Raw genomic sequence first — 17782 nt, 5'->3', positions numbered from 1 at the left:
CATGGCGATGTCTGCCTGCCCAGCCTGTGATGCAGCCCCCCTTGCGCAATCTATGGCGCAAGAGGCACCAACGGACGCGCAACTGGCGCTCAGCGTGCCGGGTATTCATTGCGGCCTGTGTATCGCAACGGTCGAACGCACACTGCAAAACATTCCCGGTGTTCACGATGCGCGGGTCAACCTGACCCTCAAACGCGCCATGGTCGAGGCCGCTCCAAACGTCGAGCCACAAGCCCTGATCACCGCGCTCGAAAGTGCGGGTTACGAGGCCCACGAGCTCGACACCGCCAGCCTATCGGCCACGCAAACTGATCGGGCAGGGCGCGACCTACTGATGCGCCTCGCTGTTGCGGGTTTCGCCAGTATGAATGTCATGCTGCTGTCCGTTGCCGTCTGGGCTGGCGCCCAAGACGCCACCCGTGACTTGTTCCACTGGATTTCCGCCGCCATCGCGCTGCCCGCCATCCTATTCGCGGGCAAACCGTTCTACATCAACGCTTGGTCAGCCCTACGAGCGCACCGCCTCAATATGGACGTACCCATCGTTCTGGCCATCGTCCTCGCCCTGGCGACCTCCCTTTGGGAAACCGCATTGTCTGGCCATCACGCCTATTTCGACGCGGCCCTTACGTTGGTTTTCTTCCTACTTGCAGGCCGCTACCTAGATTACCGCACCCGTGCCGTCGCGCGCTCCGCTGCCGAAGAACTCGCGGCCCTCGAAGTCCCTCGCGCCATCCGCCTAACTGATGGAAAAGAAAGCGTAATCTCCGCACATGACATCGCCTTGGGCGACGTTCTTCTGGTCCGTCCCGGCGGCCGCATGCCCGTTGATGGGGAAATCCTCACTGGCACATCAGAACTCGACCGATCCCTCCTGACCGGCGAAACTCTCCCCGTATTCGCCACCCCCGGCATGAGCGTCAGCGCAGGCGAAGTGAACCTCACCGGCCCGCTGACCATCCGCGCCACCGCCGTTGGCCAAGACACCAGCCTGCACCAAATGGCAGACCTCGTTGCCATCGCGGAATCCGGCCGTTCGCGTTATACATCTCTTGCCGACAAAGCCGCCAAACTCTATGCCCCCGGCGTGCATATCCTATCCGCCTTGGCCTTTGTGGGCTGGTATCTTTACAGTTTTGACGTCCGCACCGCGCTGAACATTGCCGCCGCTGTCCTGATCATCACATGCCCCTGCGCGCTGGGCCTTGCCGTTCCTGCCGTGACCACAGCCGCCTCCGGCCGCCTGTTCCGCAAGGGCCTTTTGGTCAAACACGCCACCGCCCTTGAACGGCTCGCCGAAGTCGACACCGTTGTCTTTGACAAAACCGGCACGCTGACGATGGGCCAACCCGAAGTGCAATCGCTCGACGGTTTCACAGACGAAGCCCTCAGCGTCGCGCTGGCAATGGCCCAAGCATCTGCGCACCCGCTGTCCCAAGCCGTCGCCCGTGCCATCCAAGCCAAAGACATCACACCGGCCACTCTAACAGACATCCAAGAAATCCCCGGCTTCGGCGTCCAAGCCATGTGGAACGGGACCCAAATCCGCCTTGGCCGCGCGGATTGGGTCGATGCAACACCGCTGCCAGAGACCGCTGTCTTCCTCGATATGGGCAATTCCGCGCCCCAAGCTTTCGTCTGCCAAGACCAGCTCCGGGCAGGGGCCGCAGATGCCATCGCCGCCCTCAAAGCCGCAGGGAAATCCGTCTACCTACTCTCGGGCGACACCGCAAAAGCTGTCGAAACCACAGCCAACACTCTGGGCATCACCGATTGGCATGCAGGCGCATTGCCACAAGACAAAGCGACCTTTGTCCAAGCCCTTTCAGCAAACAATCACCATGTTCTGATGGTAGGCGATGGCCTAAACGACACCGCAGCGCTCGCGGCTGCCGATGTTTCCATCTCGCCGGCTTCAGCCCTTGATGCCGCCCGCGTCGCATCTGACATCGTGCTGCTCGGTACCGATCTTAGCCCAATTGCCGACGCCCTCACCGTGGCCCAATCCGCCACCAAACGCATCCGCGAGAACTTCCGCATCGCAACAATCTACAACGTCATCGCGGTCCCGCTGGCCGTCGCTGGCCTCGCGACCCCACTGATCGCAGCGCTTGCCATGTCTAGTAGCTCCATTACAGTCAGCCTAAACGCACTCCGCCTGAGGTCGTCATGACAATTCTAACCTACCTAATCCCGATTTCCCTGATCCTAGGCTGCATTGGCCTTTGGGGGTTTCTCTACACATTGCGCAGCGATCAATACGATGATCCCGAAGGTAACGCACAACGTATCCTCAATTCAGATTACGACGCAAAACCAAAGTCTTAGGCGTAGGTCACAACCGCAGGTGAAAGCCCCTCGATCGTGACAGAACAGCTCTGCCCAAGTTCAATCGCCCCAACACCTTCGGGCGTGCCAGTCATCACCAAATCACCCGGCATCAACGTCACCAAACGGCTGAGATAGACTAAAACGTCGTTCACCGGCCAAATCATATCCGCCAAATCTGCACCTTGACGGAGCGTCCCATCCACATGCGCCTCAATCCGACCACGGGTCAAAACCCCAGTCGCAGATTTCGGATGAACCGCCCCCACAATCGCCGCCTGATCAAATCCCTTGGCCATATCCCAAGGTCGCCGCATCGCTTTCGCCTCTGCCTGCAAATCCCGCCGCGTCAGGTCGTTTCCTGCCGCATAGCCCCAGATCAATCCCTCGGCCTCTTCCGCCGAAATATCGGAACCCATTTCACCAATCGCCACAACCAGCTCCGCCTCGTGATGCAGGTTCTGCGTTTGCGTCGGAAAGGGCAGGGTGCGCCCCGACCCAGTGACCGAAGACGTTGGCTTTGAAAAGAAAAACGGTGGTTCACGATCAGGATCATGCCCCATCTCACGCGCATGCTCTGCATAGTTGCGGCCCACGCAATACACGCGACGCACGGGAAAAACCTCGTCTGTGCCATGCACAGGCAAAGAGGTCGGCTCAACAGCGGGAATAACAGTTCTTTTCATAGGCCAAAGCCTAGCGCGTTGCCTAACCGGCGGCAATCAACCGTACAGCACGCGGAGCATATTGGCGCATCAACAACTGCGCCTCATGGGCTCGCAACACCATATGCGCCGATTGCTCATGCGGCTCGAACGCAGCCAGAGGATAGACAGCCCCAGCTTCACCATCCTGCGCAAAGGCTTCGGTGGACAGTTTGCCGTTATACAGGCTCTCGGCCTGCAACCCATTGGCCGTCAGCACCTCGTGATCTTCCAGCAATATGTGATGATACTGAACCGGCAGTGCCACGGGGCAATGCCCAATACCAAAATGCCCCACCAAAAACTTTGCCGCAACAAACACAGCGGCCTGTCCAAACAACATTTCGCAATGCGGACCGACAATCAACACACGGTGGTTCGGCGATACAAACGTATCCGAGAAAGGCTCCGCATGTCCCAATGCATGCGCCGGAATGCGAATAGGGCGCTTGGCGGGATCAGAGCTTTCTTGCAAGTTCAGTTGACGCGATCCTACCCAAATCACAGCCTTGGGGCCACCATCCGTCATCACCATATCATCCACGGCAATCTCTTGGACTGGACGATTGCCAACTGCTGTCAAAATGGATGTGCCAGATAAAAAGCAGGGGATCGTGCCCTGCGACGGCGTGCTTTGCACCGAATAGCTGCCACCGCCATCCGTAGACTCCAGCGACTCGCCTTGTCCCGTGCCACCAAGCGCGGTCGAGGTTTCGCCATCCGCTGGCCCACCATCCGCCGTCACCTCTTGTTCAAACGAAATGAACTGCAGGACTTCACCGTCCTGCACCAAGGCCACGGCACCATTTTTATGTACACCATTGAAGGTCGCAGAACTGCCGCTGTCGATGCTATAAACATCGCGGCCTGCAACAGTCTCGTCAGGCGTTGTCAGGTCGTTGGTCGTGCGAACAGTCCCATTCGGATTGTAGATCACAACCTGAATGCCACTGACATCCATGCCCGCATCAACGGCGATTTCAATAAAATCTACGTTGCCTGCACCAAGAAATTTAACTTCGGAAAGAAACGGATCCGGCATTCTGCGCGCTCCTGTGCTGTCCTGCGTCGGTCCAAGTTAGCTTGGACCGATCATAAAGCAGGAAACCTGACGCGCTTGTAGTCGGCGGCAGGCGAGGTCCGCGGTTTCACGGGACAATCCCATGAAATTCGCATCAAACCCTCGTTTAGATTTCACAACCTTCCGCAATGAACCGTCTAATGTATTCATTTCAGAAAGTGCGGTTTTCAGCAGCACTTTTTCGGCAGCATAGCGGCTGCCATACCGACCCACATTGATCCCCCAGTGACGACCCCCAGAGGTCGACAAACGGGTTACAACCTGTGGTTCAGGCTCTTCGATAATAACGGGCGCCGTTGCAACTTTCTCGACCTTTGGCTCCGCCACTTTGGCAGAGGTCGGGAACAACGATGCCGTGTTGGCCTGCGCCTCACGCAGAGCCTTCTCAATATCTTTGTCGATCACAACTGGGCTACTTGCCACAGTGATCGCACCCGCAGTCGCGGGCAGGGCGGCCGGTGCCTTTGCACCTGGGCGCGGCACGGGGCGCAAGCTTTTGGTCACAGCCGTTGCCACCCGAATGGTTTTCCCGCCAGACGTAGCACCGCCCACGGTTTTATTCGATCCAGCGCTGGCTACGACAACGTCACCAGCCACATTACCTTGATAGGCAGGGCGCGTTGGCTTGCGCAGGGCAACACGCGATGGCGCACGACGGAAGCCAAGGTCCAGAAGTTCAGCCACTTTGGCATTCCGTGATGCAGTGGAGCGACCACCAAAAACAGTTGCGATAATACGTTCATCGCCACGCTCAGCAGAGGCCACAAGGTTAAAGCCCGCAGCACGGGTGTAACCTGTCTTAATGCCATCCGCCCCACGATAGGCCGCCAGCAAACGGCGGTTCGTGTTGGCCACTTCTTTGATGCCAGCATGGGTCGTACGACGAGAGAACAGGTTATAATACTGCGGATAATCATACAGCAGGTGACGGCCCAGCTTGGTCATGTCACGCGCCGTAGACATATGGCCGTTTTCCGTTAGGCCATGCGCATTGCGGAAGGTGGTCCGTGTCATGCCAAGCGCTTTTGCGGTCCGTGTCATGCGGCGGGCAAAGGCCGCTTCTGAACCTGAAATCGCTTCGCCCAACGCGGTTGCTGCGTCATTGGCGGATTTAACCGCTGCCGCACGCACCAAATAGCGCAATGCAATACGTTGACCGGCCTTCAACCCCAGCTTCGAGGGAGGCTCAGCCGCAGCTGTCTTAGAAATACGAACCTTTGTGTCCATCGAGATTTCGCCGTTACGCACAGCCTCGAAAACCACATAGAGGGTCATCATCTTGGTCAAAGATGCCGGATGCAATCGCGTGTCAGCATTCCTTGAATGCAGAACTTTCCCAGAGCGGGAATCGATTACATGTGCCGCATAGGGTGCGGCAACCGCGGACAACGAGCCCGCAAAAATGAAACTTAATACTGCCAGGATATACAGCCCAAAACGGGCCGGCCTGATTTGCCGATCCTTCACGTCACTTGCCCTTACTGCCTCACGCCGTCGATTTTCCGACTGACATTTTGAAATAAGGCTAACACAGGGTGTTTTTCTAATAAACCCTTTGATTCAAATAGATTGGGGTTATTAAACTAAGGTTAATTCTAGATGTAGCGGAACCGATTTTTGCGCCCACTAAACCGGCGATTGTGGCAGGAATGTGGCAGACTGTCTTAATCACTAAGCTGCTCTAAAATCTGCGGAAGTTCGCCCAGTGAGTCTATGCTGTGATAGCGCGGCGCATTTTCTGGGGGCAGGGCATGCTCCAGCGCCCACGATTCTCCATGCGGTACGTAAACACCCCATCCGCCGCCATCGACCACAGGAACAACATCAGATTTCATCGAATTGCCGATCATCATGGCCCGCTCAATTCCATCCGCGTGGCGGCCAAACAATCCCTCATAAACAGGGCGGGTTTTGTCCGAAACCACCTCAACATGATCAAACATGTCACCCAGCCCAGACTGGGCCACCTTGCGCTCCTGATCTAGCAAATCACCCTTAGTAATAAGCATCACGCGGTAATCCTGCGCACAATGGGCAACGGCCTCTGCCGCATGGGGCAGCAAATCAATCGGATACTCTAGCATCTCTCGCCCAGCCGCGATCAATTCCGCAATCACCGAGGCAGGCACAGCTTCGTCCGTCACCTCAATCGCGGTCTCGATCATCGACAAGACAAACCCCTTTACCCCGAACCCATAATGCCCGTGATTTCGAATTTCAGCCGCCAAAAGTCTGTCTTCTAGCGTCGATTTTTCGGTAAACTCACTTAACAGGTCCGCGAATCGATCTTGGGTAACGCGAAAGAAACGTTCGTTGTGCCAAAGAGTATCGTCTGCATCAAAGGCGATTGTGGTCAATTTTGTGGGCATCAGAGGTTCCAGTAGGGGTGACAGGCCTTTTCTATTGGCGACGACAAGCTATATACAACGCTCAACGCGAAAACACCGGATAGAATTCCAGATGACTTTGCAACCGCTGCGCATGTCCGATGACAAATATGATGATGAAGGTGACGCAGGCGTCGCCACCAAAACCCGTGCGCGCACCAAACGCCCGCCGCTGTACAAAGTGCTTCTCTTGAATGACGACTACACACCGATGGAATTCGTTGTGCATATTCTCGAACGGTTCTTTGGCATGACGCACGCCCAGTCATTTGAAATTATGCTGACCGTTCATAAAAAAGGCGTCGCCGTCGTTGGCGTGTTCAGCCACGAGATCGCAGAAACCAAAGTGACCCAAGTCATGGATTTCGCGCGCCGCCACCAACATCCACTGCAATGCACGATGGAAAAAGAGTGATCCCAGCAATCGCTGTCGGATCAAAAGGATATTCATGTCAAATTCCCGACTAAGCTTGGCTGCCGAGGGTGGCCAGTTTGAACTCCCGTCCGAAGGTCGCATTGCTGTTTTCGCACCGGTCGCCGGAACTGATCTGTCAGCTCTGCCAAAAGAACGCTGCGTGGTCATCCAGACGTTCAAACCAGACTACGACGCTTTCGCGCAAACCGGTTGGGACTGTGCCGTCGAAGCCGAGGGTGACTTTGCAGCCTCCGTCGTCTTTCTCACCCGCGCCAAAGCGCAAGCGCGCGGCTATATCGCCCAAGCTGCTGGTTTTGGCGGGTTGGTCGTCATCGACGGGCAAAAGAATGACGGCGTTGAATCCTACCTAAAAGACTGCCGCAAACGGTCCACCAATGTCTCCAGCGCCATTTCAAAAGCGCATGGCAAACTGTTTTCGTTCCAAGGTGGCGACTATTCCGATTGGATCAACAGCGGCCCATCCAAAGTTGACGATGAATTTGTCACGCGCCCCGGCGTTTTCTCTGCGGACGGTATTGATCCAGCCTCTGCCGCTCTGGCCGCAGCGCTTCCAGAAAAACTGGGCAAGCAAGTCGCAGATCTTGGTGCAGGCTGGGGCTACCTATCCCGCGCGATCCTAGGTCGCGAAGGTGTCGACAATCTTTATGTGGTAGAGGCGGATCACATCGCGCTTTCTTGTGCCAAAGAAAACGTCACAGATGATCGCGCTGAATTCTTTTGGTCCGACGCGACCACTTGGGAACCACGCGCCAAAATGAACACCGTGGTGATGAACCCACCATTCCACACCAGCCGCAAAGCGGAACCAGACCTCGGCCGCGCCTTTATTGCCGCTGCCGCACGTATGTTGGCACCAACCGGCCACCTATGGCTTGTCGCCAATCGCCACTTGCCCTACGAGGCTCGCCTCGAGGAACTATTTACCAAAGTTGAAGAAGTCGCAGGCGACAATCGGTTCAAAGTTTTGCGTGCCGAACGCCCAACTCGCGCAAAACGCTAATTCCGCGTAACGTGCTTTAGAATCATCGGGGTAGAACATGTCATTTTCGATCGCAGGCAAAACTGCCATCATCACCGGCGCCGCCAATGGCATCGGCCTCGCCATCAGCCGTGAATTCGCGCAACAGGGCGCAAACGTCATGATGGTCGATATGGACGACAAGCAACTTGCCAAAGAAGTTGGCGACCTACCCGAAGACAGCAGCGTTCGCCACTTCGCGGGCGACCTGCGCGAGCGCCTGACCATCGCCAACCTGCTCTCTGCTACGATGGATAGCTTTGATCAGGTCGACATCTTGGTGAACGCCAGCCGCCAGATCATGCGAACCGACCCGCTTGATATGGATGATGACAGCATCTCAACCATGCTTAACCAAAACCTCATGACCTCGTTGCGCCTCAGCCAAGCTGTCGCCAAACGCATGATCAAACAAGCCAAGGAAGACAATCGCGAGGAAGGTTCTACAGGGGCCATCGTCAATATGTCCTCCATTTCGGCCTGCCGGACAAACCCGGACCTTATGGGCTATTCCATGGCCACCGCTGCACTTGATCAAATGACACGCGGCCTTGCCACCGCTCTTGCGCCACACCGCATTCGCGTCAACGCTGTGGCCTTTGGTTCTGTCATGAGTGCGAGCCTAAAGAACACCCTCAAAGAATTCCCCAATTATCGCAACGACATCGAGGCCTATACGCCGCTTGGTCGCATTGCGCCGCCAACAGAACTGGTCGATACCGTACGCTATCTGGCCTCTGATGCCTCTGCCTTTATGACAGGGCAGGTGATCACCGTTGACGGTGGCCGTACTTTGATTGACCCAGTGCGCTCTCCAGCACACTAACAAGCGCTGACAAAAGGAAAGCCCATGGCCCAGCCAATGGATACAGAAAAAGCGCAGGCAAGCGCATGGTTCCGCACATTGCGCGACCAAATTGTTGAAGCTTTTGAAACGCTTGAGGCCAATCACGACACCGGCCCATTTTCCGATCAACCCGCCGGTACGTTCGAAGTCACCGAAACCAAACGCGCCTCCGACGATGGCTCAGACGCAGGTGGTGGCCTGATGTCCGTCATGCGCGGAGGTCGCGTGTTTGAAAAGGTCGGCGTCAATGTCTCAACCGTTTACGGCACACTAGGCGAACGCGCCCAAAACGCCATGGCCGCCCGCAAAGGCCTGCCGGGTATGAAGGACGATCCACGCTTTTGGGCCTCGGGCATTTCCCTCGTTGCCCATATGCAAAACCCGCATTGCCCAGCCGTCCACATGAACACCCGCATGTTCTGGACACCGCACGCTTGGTGGTTTGGCGGCGGCTCTGACTTGAATCCTTGCTTGGAATACGACGAAGACACCGCACACTTCCACGCCGTTCAAAAACAGCATTGCGACAAACACGATCCCGCTCAATATCCACGCCTCAAAAAATGGGCAGACGAATATTTCTACATCCCCCACCGCAACCGCGCCCGTGGCGTCGGCGGTATCTTTCTGGATGACCACTGTTCTGGCGATTGGGCCAAAGACTTCGCCTTTATCCAAGACATCGGTCGCGCCTTTTTGCCGGCCTTTGTCCCGCTCACAGAAAAGCGCCGCGTCGATGCCTTTGGCGAGTCGGAAAAAGACGCACAGCTGGTGCATCGTGGCCTCTATGCGGAATATAATCTTGTCTATGATCGGGGCACAAAATTCGGTTTAGAGACCGGCCATGACGCAAATGCCGTTCTTATGAGCTTACCACCTATGGCGAAGTGGAGATAAAGCGACATTCTCGCCACTTTTTGCGCTTCGCATTCTCTCCCCTTGAATTTCTTGGCGATCTGTCCTACCTCTTTCAACGCAAACGTTATTCTTTTTCGACCACTGTCTCCCTAATACGGCGCTAGTCTTTCGATCCAGACCAACATCGCCGCGCTGTCGCATAATGCGGGCAGCATCTATATCTAGGAGACTACGGAATGGCTACTGGCACCGTAAAATGGTTTAACACTACAAAAGGCTTCGGCTTTATCGCACCAGACGGCGGCAGCAAAGACGTGTTTGTACACATCTCTGCAGTTGAGCGTTCCGGCCTTACAGGTCTGGCAGATGATCAGAAAGTTACTTTCGACATCGAACCAGGTCGTGACGGCCGTGAATCTGCGGTAAACCTCGCACTGGCATAAGCCAACGCGACGCAGACTTTCGAAACGCGGTCCTGGCAACAGGGCCGCGTTTTGCATTTGGGCCTTGGTGTAGCCTTCAGTTCGTTTTCTGAATATCGCCGGTATCTAACAGCGGTGCCGCATCCAGATCTTCGGCATCGATCATCGTTGCGACGCGTTCTAGCGAAGCCACCAGCATCGCCTGTTCCCAATCATCCAACGCTTCAAACTTGCGAACGAATTTTTGGTGCAGCGGGTCAGGGGCATAGCGCAAGGTCTGCATGCCTTCTTCGGTCAGGGCAATGTCAGTGCGTCGCTTATCCACCTTAGACTTCTCGCGTATGACCAAGCCTTTGCACTGCAGCTTATCAATCAGCGACGTTACCGTGGCTTGCGATACGCGCAGCGTATCAGCAATGTATTTTCCAGTAACTTGATCGAATTCAGAGATAGTCTGCAGCACGCGGAACTGCACTGCTGTCACACCTGCTGTTCGGGCAAAATCTTTTCCGAACAGCTCAGTGGTGCGCATGATGCGGCGCAAGGCAATTAGACAAAGTTCGTCTCGTTTCACATCGCCTCCATCTCGTTTGGGTTAGAGAGGGCGCATCAAATAACGCGCCGACCCTCCGAAGCTTTGGTACGGACCAAGGCACGGACCAACACTTTCAGGTTCAACTGTCCGACCACTTCGCCGTCTTTGGTAACTTGATACGTCCCGCTGGTATCTCCGCCCGTCAGCGCGATCACGTCTTCGAGCGAAGACTCTTGATCCACTTGCCCGGCAAAGCTGTCTTGCGAAATAGGCTCCATAATGGAACGCACTTTCAACACCCGAGCACGGTTAATATCAGCGATGAAATCGACGATATAGTCATCTTCTGGGTTCAGCAGGATGTGTTGCGGCTCGTCTTGTTGAACCACCATGCCATCCTTCAAGATCACAAGGTGATCCGCCAGCTTTAGCGCTTCGTCCAAGTCATGGCTAATAAACACGATGGTTTTTGCCAGTTCCTTTTGCAGTTCTAGCAACAGGTCCTGCATGTCCGTCCGAATAAGCGGATCAAGCGCCGAAAATGCTTCATCCATCAACATGATCGGTGCATTTGACGTCAACGCGCGCGCAATCCCGACACGTTGCTGCATGCCACCTGACAGTTGGTGCGGGTAGTGATCCTCATAGCCATTCAGGCCAACGCGATCCAACCAATGCAGCGCGTTTTTCGTGTATTCCTCTGCTGGATCACCACGCACAATCGGCGCCAGCGCCACGTTCTCCAGAACATTCCGATGCGGCAGCAGCGCAAAATGCTGAAACACCATCGACATCTTGGTGCGTCGGATATGGCGCAGCTGCTCATCGTTGAACTCCAGCACGTTTTCGCCCTCAACCAGCACTTCGCCAGCGGTTGGGTCGATCAAACGGTTCACATGGCGGATCAGCGTTGATTTGCCAGAGCCAGACAGGCCCATAACCACGGTTGTTTCACCGCGTTGCATGTCGACGTTGATGTTCTGCAGGCCAAGAACATGGCCATGCTCTTCCAGCAACTCCTCTTTGCCCATGCCCTTTCGGACGTGCTCCATCATGACATCAGGCGTACTGCCGAAAATCTTATACAGATTGCGGATCGAAATCATTGGATCGGTTGTCATCTGTGCCGCCCCTTAGTGTTTTTGGGCTGCGTTAACACGCGCCAATGCAGTTTTTGTCACACGATCCAAAAGAACCGCCAACAGAACGATACCCAGACCCGCCACAAGGCCCACGCCAAGCTCAAGGTTCCGAATGCCACGCAAGACCAAGACACCCAGACCGGGGGCCGAAACCAGCGACGCGATAACAACCATCGCAAGGCTCATCATAATGGTCTGGTTCACGCCCGCCATGATATTTGGCAACGCCAACGGGATCTGCACTTTGAACAGTTTTTGGCGATCCGTCATGCCAAAGGCATGCGCCGCTTCCAGCACTTCTTTGTCCACCAATCGAATACCCAAATCCGTCAGACGGATAACCGGGACAACGGCGTAAAGAATGATGGCAATGCCATACAGCTTTGATTCCGTGACAGAAAACAAGAAGATCAGCGGAATCAAATAAACAAAGGTTGGCAGGGTCTGCAACATGTCCAAGATCGGCACGACAATGCGCTGCATCGTATCACTGCGCGACATCAAGATGCCTATGGGCACCCCTAGGGCGACGCTAAAGGTCGTACAGACAAAGATAATCGAAAGCGTTTGGATCGCAGGCAAATAGTGGTCAATAAACGCCATCCCCAAAAAGGAAATGCCGACAAAAGCCACCAAGGCCATCGAACGCGAGGCCCAGTAGACGACCAGCAAAAAGACTGGGATCACAACAAACCAAGGGACAGCCTCGAACAAGGCCATCGACCCATCCAGCGCCCAGCTCAGCGGTTGTGTGATCGGATCAAGAACCGTTTTTAGCGGGTCTTTGATAGACAGAAATCCGTTTTCAACGGAATCCGTGAAATCTCGTGTTTTGGGAACAGCAGGGCAGGCAGAGTTCAATTCGTCTAAGGACGGAAAAGGCGTATTCCAGATGGAGTCACCATCACTTACCGCATCGTCACCTTTTGTGTGTTTTAAAAGGTCCGCCATCGACATCGGGCCACCCTGAGCATTGCCATCGCACCACTCTTCCAGTCCCAATGTTTCCATCAACTTATCGTAAAAAGCCATCTGTCACCCGCCCCATAGTTCGTAAATAGGGGCGCCAACCCGGCGCCCCTACTTGGTATTGTTATTGATTAGCTCTTGTTCAGCAGAGCAGCCAGTTTTTCCTTGGCCTCATCATTGATCCAGTCCGCCCAAACATCTTGGCGTGTGGTTAGGAAGAACACAGCAGCTTCGTCGTAAGTTGCTTTGTTTGTTTCCATCCAGTCCAAGAACTCTAGAACGTCAGCGTTCTTAAAGCTCATGTTTGACATCAGCTCCGCGATCGCTGGCTCACGCTCTGCGAAGTCTGTTGTCACAACAGTTTTCACAGGACCAACTGGCCAAGAGGAAACACCCTCAGCAGTACAGTCAGCATTCGCCGCACAGGTAAAGACCTCGTGGTCGTATGGAACACCTAGGTCAACTTCGACCATTTTGTACTTCGCCATCAATGGATCTGGGGACCAGTAGTAACCCAACCAAGGCTCTTCGTTTTCATACGCCGCAGCAATCGAAGACGCGAGCGTTTCACCAGAACCGTGCAAGAAGACTTCATAACCCGCATCAACCAGACCAAAGTTGGTCGCTAGATCAGAGTTCGTGTTCTTACATGCCCAACCGTCTGGGCAGTTATGGAAACGGTTACCAAGCAATTCTGGGTTTGCCTTGATACCTTCAAGCGTCGCCAGCTCAGGGTGCTTGTCCACCATGTATTGTGGAACCCACCAACCTTCACGACCGCCGTCTGCAAGCACGTCTGCGGATGTGATGATTTTACCGGCATCTTGCAGCTCTTGATACGCAGGCGCACCATTGATCCACAATTCGGTTACGATATCTGGCTTACCGGTCTCAGCAACAGACACCAACGAAGGTGTTGTTGAAGAAGGCACTGTGGATACAGTGCAGCCGTAGCCTTCTTGCATCAAGAATTTAGCAATGCTTGTGATGACGGCGCTAGACGCCCAGTTCATCTCAGTGATTGTCACTTCACCACAAGTATCTGCGGCTGCCACCCCTGGCGCCATGACGGCGGCAAAAGCCGCACCGATCATAAGTTTACGCATTATATACTCCCATATTCGCAGCTTACTTCGTGAAACTAATCATTTCTGGGGGTGAAGGAAACGAAATAAGGAATTAATTCAATCTCAAGCAGTGCCTTCCCCTACGTTAAGCGCCAATTTTGCTTAGTGTTTCAAAGTATTTTAGGGGGAAATAGTTCTAAGAAAACCGCATTTGTAGGAAAAGAATTATACGCCAAAACCCATAAATTTCAGAGAATCAGCTCAAAAGTGGCGGGCAAAACCGTCGTTTTACCCGCCCCAAAGTCATTCGGCCGCTAAAAGCCGCCCGCCGTGTGGGTTATCAATCACCATTTTCCAGCTGCCATCCGCCTGCCGCCGCAGCACTGCAACCGACAATCCAGATTGTTGGATGTCCTGCCCGTCAGGCGTTGTCGCCTTCATCGACCAAGGGGCGATGTGCATCGCAATGTCACCTTCAACAATCACCTCATGGCCTGCGTAATCAAACACCGGATTAGCCGCAGCCATGCCCGCGAACATCTGCTCCAACATCGCCTTGTCCGAAACCGGCGTGCCGGGCTCAAACAACACAGTGGCAGAGCTTTCATAGGTGCTCATAACACCATCAATATCTTTACTCTGAAAGGCAGCGGTCATCGTTTCAATCGTATGCAATGCGTTTTGTTGATCTTGAGTCATAGTCTCACTTTCTGCTGTTAAGATTTGGGGAAAGGTCAGGGCAAGCGCCACCAACCATACAAATGTATGTTTCATCAGAGTTTCCTTTGTTGGGGTGGGGTGAAGAGGGCGGTTTACCCGTCGGGCGGGTTCACCAAATCTATGACGGCACGGGCAAAATCCTGCGGCGCCAACAATGGCCCCGTCGCCCGCTGAAGCTTGGCCGCGACCAACTGCGTTTCAACGCTTTTGGCCTCTGCCTCTACCGCAACAAACGACGGAGCATCCAGCAGCTCGGCTGACGGGCGTTGCCCAATCCGTCCTTGTGCCATGGCCGCAGGCAATCGCTTTCGACAGGAACACGCCGCTGACGAACTGGCTAACCCACAGGATGCCGCTGTGAAATCAGCAACGCTCTTGCGCGCACGCGACAGCCGCTTGCGGTAATTGGCAGGCGTGATGTCTAGAATGCCAGCCGCATCGGAATGATCAAACTCAAGAACATCTCCCAGCACATAGGCCGCACGATGATCGCGATCCAAACACAGCAACATCGCCATCGTGCATTTGACCCGCAGCTCATTCAGCATGATGTGATCTTCGGCCGCCGCATGGCTTTCGTCTGCCAACCCATTCAGCAAGTCATCCGCAAACATCTGAAACGACAATCCGGGATCACGCGCGATCACCTTCTTGGCCGTCAGCAAGTAGTTGGTCGCCACACGATAGGTCCAGGTTTCAAACTTACTTTCACCCTGAAACGTCGACAGCTTCGTCACAATGCGGATCAGGATTTCTTGTGTGGCATCCTGCGCCGCCTGCAGATCACCCAGCATGCGAACCGACAGTCGATACACTTGGTCCTGAACCGCACGAACAAGCACTTCCAATGCGCGCGCATCGCCGGCCTTGGCCAATTCAATCAAGTCTTTTGAAACGTCGGTCATCATTCAGCATCCAATTTGGTGTCGTCATAAGTATTAGACAACGCCAACCACGGATGTGTGACACAAAAAATGCAATCGGATGGAAACGGATGGCGACCACACGCCCATTCCCAAACGTACGTTTCACGCCGCGAATCGTACGAATTTCCACATTTACGGAGTAAAAACAAACCGTTCGCAGCGCACGCAACCGTTTCGCCGCGAAACCTATTGGGGGGTTATTTGTCGAAAAAACCCGGTCCGGCGTCTTTCAACAATTGCTCACCTAACGCACGTCCCAAGGCTTCAGCCTCTTCCAGTGGCGCAATACCTTCGGTCTGCAAACGCTGTGAACCATCAGTTTTCAGAACTTCGCCACGCAAATGAATTTGCGTGCCCACAATCTCTGACAAAGCTGCAATAGGTGTTTCGCAAGACCCGTCCAAAGCCCGCAAAAACGCACGTTCACACAGCACACGGGTTCCAGTCTCTGCATGATGCAGCGCTGCCAGTAAATGTTCGGCCACGGCATCATCCGCACGCCGTTCAATCCCAATCGCACCCTGCGCAACAGCTGGCAGCATATCATCCGGCTCAATCGCCGAAGCAGCCTTATTTTCAAGGCCCAAACGCCGCAATCCAGCCATCGCCAAGAACGAGCAATCCGCAACGCCATCCGCCAATTTCTGCAATCGCGTCTGCACATTCCCGCGGAATTCTACGACCTTTAGGTCGGGACGAACGGACATCAACTGCGCCTTGCGACGCAAGGAAGACGTCCCAACAACAGCCCCTTCGGGCAAGTCGATCAACGATTTATACTTCGCCGAAATAAACGCATCCCGCACATCCTCGCGCGGCAAAAACACATCCAAAACAAGCCCTTCAGGCTGTTCTGTCGGCATGTCCTTTGTGGAATGCACCGAAATATCAATAGAGCCATCCAACATGGCCTCTTCGATTTCCTTGGTGAACAACCCCTTATTGCCGATCTCTTTCAACGGACGATCCGCATCAATCATCGTGCGATCATCCCCAGTGGTCTTGATCACAACAATCTCAAACGCCGCCTCTGGCAATTCAAACGCCCCCATCAACCGCTCACGCGTTTCATAAGCCTGCGCCAAAGCCAACGGAGAGCCGCGCGTGCCAATTTTTAAAGGAGAGTCGGGGGAGGGCAAAGTAACTGTCATAAGCCTTGGTCTAGCCGCGCCAGATTGTCCTGACAAGCACAATGGGCTGACCGCACCCTTGACATCTTGACGCTGGCGCTAGACCTAGCTGGTGACTTTTTGAACGAGGTGGACCATGGCTCAGCAAAAAACAATCCTGCGCGCATTAGCGGGCGAAACGCTCCCAACCCCTCCAATCTGGATGATGCGCCAAGCAGGCCGCTATTTACCAGAATACCGTGCGACACGTGCGCAGGCCGGTGATTTCCTAAAGCTTTGCTATAACCCAGAGCTGGCCGCCGAAGTTACCCTGCAACCCATCCGCCGCTATGGCTTTGATGCATCTATCCTTTTTGCAGACATTCTGCTGCTCCCCCAAGCGCTTGGCGCAGACCTTTGGTTTGTAACGGGCGAGGGCCCACGCCTGTCCACAATCCAAACACAGGCGGATTTTGATAAACTGACGTCAGCATCAGACGTGCACGAAACGCTTTCTCCGATCTATGAGACAGTGAAAATCCTCAGTCGCGAATTGCCAAAGGAAACCACGCTGATCGGTTTCGCAGGCGCGCCTTGGACCGTCGCGACCTACATGATCGCAGGCCGCGGCACGCCCGACCAAGGCCCAGCCCACGCGCTAAAGGATGAAAACCCAGAACTGTTCCAGCAGGTGATTGACGTCCTTGTCGACGGCACAATCGAATATTTGTCTATGCAAATTCAAGCCGGCGCCGAAGTCATCAAACTCTTTGATAGCTGGGCCGGATCGCTGAAGGGTGCTGATTTTGATCGCTACGCCCTAGCGCCAACAAAACGCATCATCGCAGCGCTTAAGGCAAAACACCCAGACACCCCCATCATCGCCTTCCCACGCGGCGCAGGCGAACGCTACATCGGCTTTGCCGAAGCAACGGGCGCGGATTGTGTGGCCTTTGATGACAGCGTCACCGCTGAATGGGCAGCCGCCAACATGCAATCCGCTGGCTGCGTCCAAGGCAACCTTGCCTCATCCCATATGGTGACAGGCGGTGACGCCTTGGTGTCAGAGACACAGCGCATCGTCAAAGCACTGAGCAATGGTCCGCATATCTTCAATCTGGGTCACGGAATCACACCGGATGCAGATCCGGAAAACGTACAGCTGATGATCGACACAGTCCGCAGCTGCTAATTGCGTCAATCGCACAAACACAAAACCCCGCCATCGCGCGG

General features: G+C 54.8%; 19 protein-coding genes. 8 read left to right on the top strand and 11 right to left on the bottom strand.

Features of this window, described 5'->3' with window-relative positions:
- Window position 1 precedes the first annotated feature (1 nt).
- Window positions 2-2173 carry a heavy metal translocating P-type ATPase gene (locus Q4544_RS11900; RefSeq protein ID WP_303506551.1) on the top strand — a complete coding sequence of 724 codons (2172 nt, stop codon included), beginning with the start codon at window positions 2-4 and terminating at the stop codon, window positions 2171-2173.
- A complete protein-coding gene (gene ccoS / locus Q4544_RS11895; RefSeq protein WP_303506549.1) occupies window positions 2170-2328 on the top strand; it encodes a cbb3-type cytochrome oxidase assembly protein CcoS in 159 nt (52 codons plus the stop codon). The genes Q4544_RS11900 and ccoS overlap by 4 nt, the downstream gene beginning before the upstream one ends.
- Here the strand turns inward: ccoS and Q4544_RS11890 are convergent.
- From Q4544_RS11890 to Q4544_RS11875, 4 genes are all read right to left on the bottom strand, one after another.
- The gene (locus tag Q4544_RS11890; protein WP_303506547.1) at window positions 2325-3014 is read right to left on the bottom strand and encodes a fumarylacetoacetate hydrolase family protein; all 690 of its coding nucleotides are present in this window, start codon (window positions 3012-3014) and stop codon (window positions 2325-2327) included. The genes ccoS and Q4544_RS11890 overlap by 4 nt on opposite strands.
- A 22-nt stretch (window positions 3015-3036) precedes the next feature.
- A complete protein-coding gene (locus tag Q4544_RS11885) occupies window positions 3037-4074 on the bottom strand; it encodes a Hint domain-containing protein (protein WP_303506545.1) in 1038 nt (345 codons plus the stop codon).
- Window positions 4075-4110: 36 nt separating this feature from the next.
- Window positions 4111-5580, bottom strand: coding sequence for a D-alanyl-D-alanine carboxypeptidase family protein (locus Q4544_RS11880; protein WP_303506543.1), 1470 nt, complete (start codon window positions 5578-5580; stop codon window positions 4111-4113).
- A 197-nt stretch (window positions 5581-5777) separates the two neighbouring features.
- Window positions 5778-6482 carry an HAD family hydrolase gene (locus Q4544_RS11875; RefSeq protein ID WP_303506542.1) on the bottom strand — a complete coding sequence of 235 codons (705 nt, stop codon included), beginning with the start codon at window positions 6480-6482 and terminating at the stop codon, window positions 5778-5780.
- 91 nt (window positions 6483-6573) lie between these two features.
- Here Q4544_RS11875 and clpS point away from each other — a divergent pair, with 91 nt between their 5' ends.
- From clpS to Q4544_RS11850, 5 genes are all read left to right on the top strand, one after another.
- Entirely contained in the window at window positions 6574-6915 is a 342-nt protein-coding gene (clpS, locus tag Q4544_RS11870; RefSeq protein ID WP_303506540.1) for an ATP-dependent Clp protease adapter ClpS, read from the top strand.
- Window positions 6916-6949: 34 nt separating this feature from the next.
- Window positions 6950-7936 (top strand): class I SAM-dependent methyltransferase, encoded by a 987-nt coding sequence (locus Q4544_RS11865; RefSeq protein WP_303506538.1) that lies wholly within the window; start codon window positions 6950-6952, stop codon window positions 7934-7936.
- 37 nt (window positions 7937-7973) lie between these two features.
- Window positions 7974-8780, top strand: coding sequence for an SDR family NAD(P)-dependent oxidoreductase (locus tag Q4544_RS11860; protein WP_303506536.1), 807 nt, complete (start codon window positions 7974-7976; stop codon window positions 8778-8780).
- Window positions 8781-8804: 24 nt separating this feature from the next.
- Window positions 8805-9698 (top strand): oxygen-dependent coproporphyrinogen oxidase, encoded by an 894-nt coding sequence (gene hemF, locus Q4544_RS11855; protein WP_303506535.1) that lies wholly within the window; start codon window positions 8805-8807, stop codon window positions 9696-9698.
- A gap of 197 nt (window positions 9699-9895) precedes the next feature.
- Window positions 9896-10102: a cold-shock protein gene (locus tag Q4544_RS11850; protein WP_303506534.1), complete on the top strand. Its 207-nt coding sequence runs from the start codon at window positions 9896-9898 to the stop codon at window positions 10100-10102.
- Between the two features lie 76 nt (window positions 10103-10178).
- Here the strand turns inward: Q4544_RS11850 and Q4544_RS11845 are convergent, their stop codons facing one another.
- The 7 genes from Q4544_RS11845 to hemC form a co-directional block, all read right to left on the bottom strand.
- The gene (locus Q4544_RS11845; protein ID WP_303506533.1) at window positions 10179-10655 is read right to left on the bottom strand and encodes a MarR family winged helix-turn-helix transcriptional regulator; all 477 of its coding nucleotides are present in this window, start codon (window positions 10653-10655) and stop codon (window positions 10179-10181) included.
- A gap of 35 nt (window positions 10656-10690) precedes the next feature.
- The gene (locus Q4544_RS11840; protein WP_303506532.1) at window positions 10691-11737 is read right to left on the bottom strand and encodes a glycine betaine/L-proline ABC transporter ATP-binding protein; all 1047 of its coding nucleotides are present in this window, start codon (window positions 11735-11737) and stop codon (window positions 10691-10693) included.
- 12 nt (window positions 11738-11749) lie between these two features.
- Window positions 11750-12790 carry a proline/glycine betaine ABC transporter permease gene (locus Q4544_RS11835; protein WP_303506531.1) on the bottom strand — a complete coding sequence of 347 codons (1041 nt, stop codon included), beginning with the start codon at window positions 12788-12790 and terminating at the stop codon, window positions 11750-11752.
- A 68-nt stretch (window positions 12791-12858) separates the two neighbouring features.
- Window positions 12859-13833 (bottom strand): ABC transporter substrate-binding protein, encoded by a 975-nt coding sequence (locus tag Q4544_RS11830; RefSeq protein ID WP_303506530.1) that lies wholly within the window; start codon window positions 13831-13833, stop codon window positions 12859-12861.
- Between the two features lie 264 nt (window positions 13834-14097).
- Window positions 14098-14568, bottom strand: coding sequence for a DUF4440 domain-containing protein (locus Q4544_RS11825; protein ID WP_303506529.1), 471 nt, complete (start codon window positions 14566-14568; stop codon window positions 14098-14100).
- A 38-nt stretch (window positions 14569-14606) separates the two neighbouring features.
- Complete coding sequence (locus Q4544_RS11820; protein ID WP_303506528.1) at window positions 14607-15419, bottom strand: RNA polymerase sigma factor; 813 nt, start codon at window positions 15417-15419, stop codon at window positions 14607-14609.
- Between the two features lie 218 nt (window positions 15420-15637).
- Window positions 15638-16591 carry a hydroxymethylbilane synthase gene (gene hemC, locus Q4544_RS11815; protein ID WP_303506527.1) on the bottom strand — a complete coding sequence of 318 codons (954 nt, stop codon included), beginning with the start codon at window positions 16589-16591 and terminating at the stop codon, window positions 15638-15640.
- Window positions 16592-16706: 115 nt separating this feature from the next.
- On the opposite strand from hemC, the gene hemE reads away from it, so the two are divergent.
- A complete protein-coding gene (gene hemE / locus Q4544_RS11810) occupies window positions 16707-17741 on the top strand; it encodes a uroporphyrinogen decarboxylase (RefSeq protein ID WP_303506525.1) in 1035 nt (344 codons plus the stop codon).
- The last annotated feature ends 41 nt before the right edge of the window (window positions 17742-17782 follow it).

It is taken from the genome of Cognatishimia sp. 1_MG-2023, assembly GCF_030548175.1.
In the GTDB taxonomy this organism is placed as follows: domain Bacteria; phylum Pseudomonadota; class Alphaproteobacteria; order Rhodobacterales; family Rhodobacteraceae; genus Cognatishimia.
Note: the sequence above shows the minus strand (reverse complement) of the source record. Positions and strands in the feature narration are given on the sequence as shown.